The sequence below is a fragment of the Lysinibacillus sp. NPDC096382 genome (assembly GCF_044762845.1).
Taxonomy (GTDB): domain Bacteria; phylum Bacillota; class Bacilli; order Bacillales_A; family Planococcaceae; genus Lysinibacillus.
The window spans coordinates 25,825-36,002 of record NZ_JBIWFC010000031.1; the positions used below are offsets into that span (position 1 = coordinate 25,825).

The 10,178-nt window shown below is 35.1% G+C and carries 9 protein-coding genes; 5 read left to right on the forward strand and 4 right to left on the reverse strand.

The annotated features are described in order from the left end of the window. Positions 1–82 precede the first annotated feature (82 nt). Together ACIQZA_RS24830 and cls are read left to right on the forward strand one after the other, a co-directional pair. Entirely contained in the window at positions 83–874 is a 792-nt protein-coding gene (locus ACIQZA_RS24830; protein WP_400941635.1) for a YwqG family protein, read from the forward strand. Positions 875–1,061: 187 nt separating this feature from the next. Beyond that, positions 1,062–2,519 carry a cardiolipin synthase gene (gene cls, locus ACIQZA_RS24835; RefSeq protein ID WP_400941637.1) on the forward strand — a complete coding sequence of 486 codons (1,458 nt, stop codon included), beginning with the start codon at positions 1,062–1,064 and terminating at the stop codon, positions 2,517–2,519. Positions 2,520–2,575: 56 nt separating this feature from the next. On the opposite strand, the gene ACIQZA_RS24840 is transcribed toward cls, so the two are convergent. From ACIQZA_RS24840 to ACIQZA_RS24855, 4 genes are all read right to left on the reverse strand, one after another. Then, on the reverse strand, positions 2,576–3,352 hold the full coding sequence (locus tag ACIQZA_RS24840) for a M15 family metallopeptidase (RefSeq protein WP_400941639.1): 777 nt from the start codon (positions 3,350–3,352) through the stop codon (positions 2,576–2,578). A 299-nt stretch (positions 3,353–3,651) separates the two neighbouring features. Further along, on the reverse strand, positions 3,652–3,900 hold the full coding sequence (locus tag ACIQZA_RS24845) for a hypothetical protein (protein WP_402884512.1): 249 nt from the start codon (positions 3,898–3,900) through the stop codon (positions 3,652–3,654). 57 nt (positions 3,901–3,957) lie between these two features. Then, the gene (gene yidC, locus ACIQZA_RS24850) at positions 3,958–4,713 is read right to left on the reverse strand and encodes a membrane protein insertase YidC (RefSeq protein WP_323654700.1); all 756 of its coding nucleotides are present in this window, start codon (positions 4,711–4,713) and stop codon (positions 3,958–3,960) included. A gap of 189 nt (positions 4,714–4,902) precedes the next feature. Beyond that, a complete protein-coding gene (locus ACIQZA_RS24855; protein ID WP_400941644.1) occupies positions 4,903–5,697 on the reverse strand; it encodes a helix-turn-helix transcriptional regulator in 795 nt (264 codons plus the stop codon). Positions 5,698–6,200: 503 nt separating this feature from the next. Between ACIQZA_RS24855 and ACIQZA_RS24860 the strand changes: the two genes are divergently transcribed. The 3 genes from ACIQZA_RS24860 to ACIQZA_RS24870 all read left to right on the forward strand — a co-directional run bounded on the left by ACIQZA_RS24860 (position 6,201) and on the right by ACIQZA_RS24870 (position 10,086). Then, positions 6,201–6,851: a LytTR family DNA-binding domain-containing protein gene (locus ACIQZA_RS24860; RefSeq protein WP_132361594.1), complete on the forward strand. Its 651-nt coding sequence runs from the start codon at positions 6,201–6,203 to the stop codon at positions 6,849–6,851. Positions 6,852–7,299: 448 nt separating this feature from the next. After that, positions 7,300–8,820, forward strand: a complete 1,521-nt coding sequence (scpC, locus tag ACIQZA_RS24865; RefSeq protein WP_142508513.1) for a succinyl-CoA:acetate CoA-transferase ScpC — start codon at positions 7,300–7,302, stop codon at positions 8,818–8,820. 120 nt (positions 8,821–8,940) lie between these two features. Further along, positions 8,941–10,086 carry an MFS transporter gene (locus ACIQZA_RS24870; protein WP_402884515.1) on the forward strand — a complete coding sequence of 382 codons (1,146 nt, stop codon included), beginning with the start codon at positions 8,941–8,943 and terminating at the stop codon, positions 10,084–10,086. Positions 10,087–10,178: the final 92 nt, after the last annotated feature.

Below are 10,178 nucleotides of genomic sequence, written 5' to 3' on the forward strand. Positions count from 1 at the left end.
AGACATCTGTACCTGTCGCTACGCTTTCGGTTAAAAGACATCCTGCTAAAAGAAGTTATAGCAGAATATCGGAGGGCTCTGCATGAACAAAATAACAAATCTTTTACTTCCAAAAGAGCTAGAATCGTTTCGTTTTGAAATTGAAGACACACTACTTTCCGCGATGGTTATCACGCCATATAAACGTTCAACTACGTTAACAGAAAGTAAATTTGCTGGGGAGCCTTATATACCCTATTATCAAACATATCCAAAAGATATTACAGGTGAGCCTATGCGGCTATTAGCTCAAATTAACTTTGCAGAAATGCCACCACTAAAGGATTTCCCATCTCAGGGTATTTTGCAATTTTTTATTTCATCTAATATTTTCGTGAATGCTGATCATTATCATGAGGATATTTTCCAGCAATTTTATAAAATACGTTTTTATCCTACTGTAAATTTTGAAGCGACGGTCCCTAGACAGGAGTTTTTAGCACAAACAGCAGATGACAGTTTCCCTATCCGCCAGGAGTTAGCATTACAATTTCAAGCGATCCAAGAACCTGTATCTGCTTTAGATTATCGTGCGATACATTATTTACCAAACTTAATTCCTTCATCACAAGATGTTGATTTACGAGAGATTTATCTTCAATATTTCTTAGGGGCTGGAGCTAAAATCGGTGGTTATGCCTATTTTTTAGAGGAAGATATCCGTCGCGGATCGCAGCTCCTTAAACGGTATGATGTATTGTTACTCCAAATCGACTCTAATGATGAAATCGGTATTATGTGGGCGGATAGCGGCGTTGGGAAGTTTTTTATTAATCGAGAGAAGCTTCTTCAAAGGGATTTTTCTGATATTTTATTTCAATGGGAGCATTATTGATCCTCATTCGAAAAATGTAGCGGCAGCTTACAACAATTACGGAAAGGCGAAATTGATTTTGGATTACCTCGCTAGTTTCGGAGGTAATCCTTTTCCATGCTTACTAACAAAATTCGTATCTTCTTTCCACATATAAAGTAAGCTATACTAGATATATTGCGAAAATATAGTAAAGGCAGGTGTAGAAATGAGTATTTTTACTGACTTTGGATTTCTAGTATCTTTGATTATGTTTATCAATATTTTAGCAGCATTGGTCATAATTTTTTTAGAGCGTAAAGATGCCACTTCTACATGGGCATGGATTCTCGTACTATTTTTCATTCCTTTAGGTGGGTTTATTTTATACTTGCTATTCGGACGACAATTACGGAGAAAGCATTTATTCCGTTGGGAAGGACGCAAGGATATTGGTATCGATAACCTCATTAGCTATCAGACAGAAGCGATCCGAGATGGTACGTTCGAGTTTCGTATAGAAAATGCGGAAAATTATAAAGAAATGATTTATATGCATCTTAAAACAAATAATGCAGTATTAACACAGGACAACCACATTGATATTTTTGATGATGGCGCAAATAAATTTGAGCAACTTCTGAAAGATATTGAGGTAGCAAAAGATCATATTCACGTTCAATATTATATTTTCCGTCTAGATAACTTAGGTAAAAACATTATTGATAAACTTATAAAAAAAGCAAAACAAGGGGTTAAGGTAAGAATCTTATATGATGAAATGGGCTCACGCAACGTTAAAAAACGCCATTTCAAAGAATTGCTTAATGCAGGCGGTGAAATCGAAGTATTTTTCCCATCTATTTTCCCACTTATAAACCCTCGTTTAAATTTTAGAAATCACCGGAAAATTGTTGTGATTGATGGCCGTATTGGTTACATCGGGGGCTTTAATGTCGGGGATGAGTATCTTGGTCTACAAAAGAAATTTGGCTATTGGCGAGATACACATTTACGTATTGAGGGTAGTGCCGTACATCCATTACAAACACGCTTTTTACTTGATTGGAATCAAGCTTGTGCACAACATAAAATGGGTTATTCCGACCGTTACTTCCCCGCTATTCCGAAAAAAGGTGATGTGGGCTTACAAATCGTGTCTAGTGGCCCTGACTCTGAATGGGAACAAATTAAAATTGGTTATTTAAAGCTTATTAATATGGCGAAAAAATATATATATATCCAAACGCCATATTTCATACCCGATGTCAGTTTTTTAGAAGCTATTAAAATTGCGACGCTTTCAGGTATAGATGTAAGGATCATGATTCCGAATAAGCCTGATCATATGTTTGTTTATTGGGCTACATACTCATACGTAGGACAATTATTGCGTGCAGGTGCAAAAGTTTATATTTACGAGAAGGGCTTTATTCATGCTAAAGCAATTATTATTGATGATGAAGCATCTACAGTCGGAACTGCAAACCTTGACGTACGAAGTTTCAGTTTGAATTTTGAAATTAATGCATTTATCTATGACTCAACGATTTCACATCAGCTTGCCGAGCTGTTCGAAAAAGATATTTTTGATTGTACTGAATTAACTTGGGAAATGTACAAAAATCGTTCTGCACTGATTAAATTTAAAGAATCAATTTCACGTTTATTAACACCTATCTTGTAGAATGTAAAAAAGGAAGAGAGCTAGTTCATTAATTATGAACAACTCTCTTCCCTTTTTTATTTCACACCTAAATATTCTTCTAGGGTAATATTTTGTTTTTTTATGTCTTTTGCTATGTCTACACCAACATAACGATAGTGCCATGACTCATACATATAACCTGTGATATCTTCTTTATTTTTGGGGAATCGTAAAATAAAGCCGTAGTCTTGAGCATGCGTAAATAACCATTGTCCAGCTGGCGTCTCACCGAATTCTTCAGTTAGCCATAAACTATTTTTGCCGTTTTCCCCTATATCAAAGGCCAAACCTGTTTGATGTTCTGAATAACCTGGTCGAGCACTATAGCGATCAGCAGCAGCTTGCCCATCACGTTTAGCATAGTTATTATATAATGTTGTTTGATATTCAAAAGATCGATAGCCGCTAAATGCAACTAAATCAAAACCTTGTTGTTTTGCTGCCGCAAACATTTTGTTTAGAGCTTGACGTGCCTCAGGATTTTCTTCAGGCGCAAAGGTAGATGGTAGCGGATATATTTTATTCGCTAATAAAATACCTTTAATATATGTCGGCTCAGTTGGTAATGTTTGATTTGGTACATAGCCATTTTTATCTGTCTTCTGCTCTGGCTTCACAGGATTATCTGCTGTTTTTTTCGGCTCTTCTTTTGCAGCTGGATCTTTTTTAGTTGGTTCTGCTGTTTGTTGTTTTTCTTCATCTGATGCATTACTTACCAGTTTATTTTTATAGTTATACACTACGAAAATAGAGACAATAAGCGCCACTGAGATTACAGCACCAAGGATGAGTGGTAAACGTTTCTTTTTCACTATTTTTTACCCCTTTTAAAGTTATCCAGTACTACATAGTAAGGATTTTCTTTTAAAGAATTAAATCTATTGTAGAAAGAACAGTCCTTCAGTAAGTACCGATACTAGTTTTTACTATATTGGTATAGTCTCATTTTACCACTGTTCACAATTTAGAGTGTGGTTTTCACCAATTATTTTTAAACTTCTTTTCGCAATCAAACACCTTTACCTGTCGCTATAGAAAATAATTGCAGAAAGAAGTTTAAGCCTCCGACGGATGTCACGGAACTATGCCAAGGCAAATTGATTTTACTCTGTTAGTCTGTGAGAATAATAATAAACACTACTATAGAAGCAATTGAGAAAAAGATTGCCATGTACTTCATCCATTTTGCCTCTTTTACATAACCTTGCTCTTTAAAACTTTTTGCCCTAAAGCCATTCGATACGGCAAACATAATAGTCATTGCCAATACTGCAAAATTAAAATTACCCATGATAATAAATACGATAGCCGCAATACTAAAAATCGCGACTAGAATAGATGATAGCAACTTTATGTTCATCTTGCTGTCCTCCTAAAAAAATCGAGGCTACATAGGCGCCTCGACAAAGATTATTTTTTAGTTTACTTTTTCCGGATGCTCCGAATAAAATTTCCGACCGATATATGTTTGAATAATCAACAACGCACCGCTGACTGACCAGTAAAGTGGTAGGGCTGCCATAGATGTCATCGAGATAAAGACAATCATAATTGGTGAAATATAAATAAACATTTTCATTTGTGCTTTTTGTTGCTCTGGTACTGTCCATAATGATACACGTGCTTGAACTAAATATACAAGACCCGCGACAATTGTCATAGCGATATCAGGTGAACCTAAGCTAAACCATAAAAATTCGTGTGCTTTCACGTCTGTAGAATATAAAATGGAGAAATAAAGACCCATGATAATTGGCATTTGAATTAACATTGGTAAACAGCCCATGTTGAGTGGATTGATACCATGTTTTTGATATAATGCCATCATTTCTTGTTGATACTGCGTTTGCTCTTCTTTTGTCTTTGCTTCCTTCATCTTTTTCTGAACAGCTTCCATTTCAGGCTTAAACGCATCCATTTTCATTTTCATCTTTTGCTGGGAACGGTAATTTTTTAACATAATCGGCATTAAGATTAAACGAATAAGGACCGTAATAGCAATGATTGCTAAACCATAGCTACCTGAAAAAGTGTTACCGAAAAATTCTAATAAAAATTCCATTGGTTTTACAAAGACACTATAGAAAAAACCTTCTTTGTTTTGCACAGCTTGACAGCCACTAAGAACAAAAACGGCGAGTCCAAGCATTGAAAATAGCTTCAAATTTTTCATTTTTCCACCTACTATTATTTATCAACTAAAATGAAGTATACATTATCTGGCCTATCTTTATCAAATAGCAAGTGCTACTTATTCCATAGTATAAAAAAGATGCGAGCTTTAGCATCGCTAATGCGTCCGCATCTTTTTATTAATCTTATTTATTACCCATTGTGAACAATATTAGATATACTTCTGACTTTAGACGTTTTGAAGCTCTGATTCCGCCATCTCAAAACGATAAAACTGGTGATGTAGTTCATCTCGGAAATGTTTGGGTGTTACCCCAGTATATTTTTTAAAGATGCGGGTAAAATAACTTTGATTACAGAAATGGAATTGATCTGAAATAGAAGTAATACTTTTATTAGTGTGTCTTAGATAGTACTGTGACTCTTCTACTCGACGAACATTTAGATATTCAACTAGTGTAATACCAACATGTTCTCTAAAAATACGCGATAAGTGACTGGTACTAATATGGAAGTTATTTGCGATACTTTCCACTGTTAAGTCATTTTCTAATTCATCATTTATATACATAATTACTTTATTAACTGTCTGGTGACGGAAAGTCGGTTGCTTGCGATCTGCAATAAAATAGACAAAGAAATCGATTAAATCATCAGCGAATTGTAAAAATTCTGCGTCTTTCATTTGATTTTCGATCATATCATTACAAGCAATGTTAAAAGCAAACGCTTTCTTCGAAGGAACTTGATTGTCTAGCAATTTACGAGCAACAATTGACGACAAAACAGAAAAATAACTTCGGACAATTTTAATGACTTGTTTGCCAAAACGTATTGAAAGAATATCAATTAATTCATGCAAAGATTTTTTAGCTTTTGCCGATTCTAAATGGTAAATTTCAAATATTAATTTCGACTCAATATTAAAAAATTCTTCTATACCGATGTATTGATTAATACTATCGATTTCTTGAAAGTATCTTTTGGATATCGTTTCTGACATAGAATGTTGATGTAGTTGCATAATCTTCCCCATCTTTCTTCAGATTGCACGAATTGCTTTTACATTTTTTGACACCTATCTATTTCATATAAGAAAATAGTATTTCCTTAATAATTGTATGAATTGAGTCATATTTCACAATTATATAATTGAATATAACTTAAAAATAACCCAACTAAACCACTAGTTTACAAAAAAAATAGACTATAAAGTGAATTTTACCATATTCTGCGATTTCCTTTCAACCACATTTTGTCTCTCGCACTAGTTCTAATTTATCATATATACATAGTAGAAACTTCGTAAACTTATTTACCTATATTTAGATTTTACCATATACATACTAAAATGAATTAGTAATTATTTAAAATATGTTACAAATTATGTAATGGATTTTACAACTTTATATTTCATCAATCGACATTTCTCTTTTTTATTCCGAAATCTTCTCTATATAATTTATACGAATATGTAGTAAAATAGATGATAATACTATTTTTAAAAGTTTAGACGAGGTGTTAAAATTGGAACCAAAACAAATAGAAGAAATTATGGAAATTATTAAGGAGTTCTTCCCTGAGAATACTTCCATTGCAATTTCCGATACAAACGAATACTTGTACTACCAACCGAGTAAAAAAGTTGATTTAAAAATTAAACCTGGCGACCCGATTAAAGAAGGCTCTGCGGCTCATAAAGCGTTAAACTATGGACAAAAGATTAGCTCTTATATTGAACCTGATGTATTTGGAGTAGCCTATTACGGCATGAGTATTCCTTTAATGGAAGAAGGGGAAACAAAGGGTGCTATCACTGCAATCTTCCCACAAAAGCCGTCAGCATTTTTAACGAATTACATTACAATCAAAATTGACGATTGTTGGTACCCAATCAAGCATGATCAGGTCATTTATCTTGAAACACAGCTCCGAAAAACATTTGTTAAAACAATGAGTCGTGAAGGATATCACCGCTTAAACCTAAGTGATCTTGAGCTATTTTTAGCCCCTGACTCATTTATACGTTGTCACCGCTCTTATATCGTTAACATTGACTACATTGATGAAATTCAACCAGATTCACATTCAACGTTTTTATTAATCATGAAAGACGGTACCCGTATTCCTGTTAGCCAACGCTATGCAAGTTACTTCCGTCGTTCTTTAGGTTTCTAATTTTGTAAAGTACAGCGAGCAATTTTGATTGTTCGCTGTACTTTTTTCTTACTGTTCCTCACCACAATAGTTTGAAATGACATTGGTTAAAGCTCATCGGACGCCCCAGGAAGCTTTGCTCTGTGCGAAAGCGCAGTGTAACGAAGCGGCAGCAACAACAAAGGCATAGCCAGAACGGAAATCACTTCTTTATTATTATTGTTATAAACTCTCTAAAAATAAAGCAACTCTACTTTAAACCGTTTTCTCTGTCAAAAATTCGTTTTTATGCTCATTTTTCCTCTTTTTACTCAATTTAATGCTATTTCTAAAGTTTTTGTGACAATTTGGTGATAGTATTATTCAAATGGTTGGAGTCATACTACAACTGAATAAACAGAAAATTCTTACACGTTTTTTCTAGTTTTGTAATCGGTTTCCATCAAACATTTTAGGGGAGGATTTTTTTATGGATGCAAATGTTCAAAAACGCCTAGGCTTAAAAGAACTTGAAAGTAAAATTGTTACTGCTGAAGAAGCTGCAGCACTGATTTCAGATGGTGATGTAGTTGGTATGAGTGGATTCACTCGTGCGGGGGACGCAAAAGTTGTTCCTATGGCTTTAGTAGAGCGCGCTAAAAACGAAAAATTCAAAATTGATGTATATACAGGAGCTTCTTTAGGACCTGAAGTAGATAAATACTTAGCTGATGCTGGTGTTATCCGCAAACGTGGACCATTCCAAGGAGATGCAACGATCCGTAATTTAATTAACTCAGGTGATGTCCTATATGTTGACGCTCATCTTTCACATAACGCTGAATTAGTTCGTCAAGGAATTATTGGACCAATTAAATATTTAATTCTTGAAGCTGTTGCTATTACAGAAGATGGATTTATTATCCCAACAAACTCTGTAGGTAACTCACCAATCTTCGCTGATTACGCTGAAAATATTATTGTCGAATTAAATATCTCTCATCCAGAAGCTTTAATAGGTATCCACGATATCTATGTACCAGGTGAGCAAGGTCAACGTGAAGCAATCCCAATGACTGATGCTATGCAACGCATTGGTGACATCGGTATTAAAGTAGATCCAGCTAAAATTAAAGCGATTGTTATTTCTGAAGAGCCAGATGCTCCTTCATTAATCGTTCCGCCAGATGAAGAAACACAAACAATGGCGAACATTTTATTAGACTTCTTCAGCGATGAAATTAAAGCTGGTCGCTTAACAAAACAATTAATGCCATTACAATCTGGTGTAGGTTCTGTTGCAAACGCTGTACTTGACGGCTTCGCAAATTCAGAATTTGAAGATTTAGTTGTTGCTTCTGAAGTACTTCAAGATGCTGTATTCAACTTAATTGATGCTGGTAAAGTTAAATTTGCAGCAGCTACTTCAATTACACTGACTGAAGAATTACAGAAAAAAGTATATGGCAACCTAGAGAAATACGCTGATAAAATTTGCTTACGTCCACAAGAAATTTCTAACCACCCAGAGCTTATCCGTCGTTTGGGTCTAATCTCAATCAACACTGCTCTTGAATTAGATATCTATGGCAACGTAAACTCAACACACGTATCTGGTACTCGTATGATGAACGGTATCGGTGGTTCAGGTGACTTTGCACGTAACGCACGTCTAGGTATTTTCGTTACTAAATCATACGCAAAAGGCGGCGCTATCTCTTCAATCGTGCCAATGGTTTCTCACGTAGACCACACTGAACATGATGTTGATGTAATCGTAACTGAGCAAGGTATTGCTGACTTACGTGGTCTTGCACCACAAGAGCGTGTACCTTTAATTATCGAAAACTGTGCACACCCAGATTACAAAGAACAACTTTGGGATTACTATAACCGTGCTCTAGAAGCAACTGGCGGCCATCAAACACCTCATATTTTAGAGGAAGCACTTTCTTGGCACGTAAATCTTGCTAAAAATAAAACAATGAAAAAAGAAGTTGCTAAAGCTTAATTTTCATCATTCAGAAACGCCTCATAAGTTAAAAAACTTATGAGGCGTTCTTTTTTTGTCGGGAATGGTATAATCAGTGTTGGACTATCTTTAAATACATAACTTTTCATCGGAGGAGCTATGAAGAAACTTATCTATTTGATTATATTCTTGTCATTTTTCGACCTATTTACCCAGCTTCCTATTATGAGTACATATGCTGAATCCTTAGGGGCATCAGCCTTCTTTACTGGCTTGGCTGTAGGTATGTATTCTCTTTCCAATACATTTGGTAATATTATCTCTGGTTTTTTAACGGATCGTAAGGGACCATTCGTTATTTTAATCTTAGGTCTACTAACAACAGGTCTTTCACTTACACTTTATAATTTAGTAGAAGATCCTATTGTTCTATTAGTAGTGCGCTTTGTACATGGATTAGTTGCGGGCTTAATTGTTCCTGCTGCATTTACCTTTTTAGCAAATGCAACTGAACAAGAAAAAAGAGGTAAAGGTAGTGCTATCTCTGGAGCTTTTGTTGGCATCGCCGCAATAATCGGCCCTGCCTTTAGTGGCATTTTAGCGAGTCGTACTAGCGTACCATTCGTTTTTAATATAACTGCAAGCTTTATGCTCTTGTTGAGTGTATTTTCCTTCTTTTTACTAAAATCAAAGCAAGTAAAAAAAGAAAAATCTATACCGATTACAAACATTCCTAATCATGTACTTTTTACTAATACAGGTACATTAAAAGCCTTCTCTAGTGCATTCTTTTTAATGTTTTCTCAAGGGGTTATTGCCTATCTCCTTCCTCTAAAAGTACAATCTTTAGGCTTTGATTCACGTTTAAGCGGGACTTTGATGAGTACATTCGGAATTATTGCTGTACTCGTATTTATTTTACCGACTAACCGTATTTTCGATAGAGTGGCACCAATTAAAACATTATCACTTGGTATAAGTTTAATGGGGATCAGTCAATTATTAATTAGTCAGGCGGATTCAAGTACGTTACTTTATATTGCAATGGCCTGCTATGGTATCGGTTTTGGCTTCCTGTTCCCATCAGTAAATTCACTTTTAATCGACTCTACGACTGCTGAAATCCGTGGAAAAGCCTATGGTTATTTTTATGCCTTCTTTTCACTAGGAGTTGTCCTAGGTTCCTCATTACTTGGATGGCTCTCACTAGGTATTGTCAGCGGCTTTATATTTACTGGAATTGTATTATTAGCATTTGCAACGATCATTATATGTACACAAAAAAGACCTTCTCATGTGAAATGAAGTGACCCCTAAAAGTTAGACACGGTTATTTCATTAGGCAGCTTGGGTAAATTGAGTTCGGTATTGCACCGGACTCATTTTTAATTTTGCCT

Excerpts from the sequence above, each read along its gene's own strand:
- ACIQZA_RS24830 (WP_400941635.1), top strand. The coding sequence starts at position 83 with ATGAACAAAATAACAAATCTTTTACTTCCAAAAGAGCTAGAATCGTTT.
- yidC (WP_323654700.1), bottom strand. The coding sequence starts at position 4,713 with ATGAAAAATTTGAAGCTATTTTCAATGCTTGGACTCGCCGTTTTTGTT.
- ACIQZA_RS24845 (WP_402884512.1), bottom strand. The coding sequence starts at position 3,900 with ATGAACATAAAGTTGCTATCATCTATTCTAGTCGCGATTTTTAGTATT.
- scpC (WP_142508513.1), top strand. The coding sequence starts at position 7,300 with ATGGATGCAAATGTTCAAAAACGCCTAGGCTTAAAAGAACTTGAAAGT.
- ACIQZA_RS24870 (WP_402884515.1), top strand. The coding sequence starts at position 8,941 with ATGAAGAAACTTATCTATTTGATTATATTCTTGTCATTTTTCGACCTA.
- cls (WP_400941637.1), top strand. The coding sequence starts at position 1,062 with ATGAGTATTTTTACTGACTTTGGATTTCTAGTATCTTTGATTATGTTT.
- ACIQZA_RS24855 (WP_400941644.1), bottom strand. The coding sequence starts at position 5,697 with ATGCAACTACATCAACATTCTATGTCAGAAACGATATCCAAAAGATAC.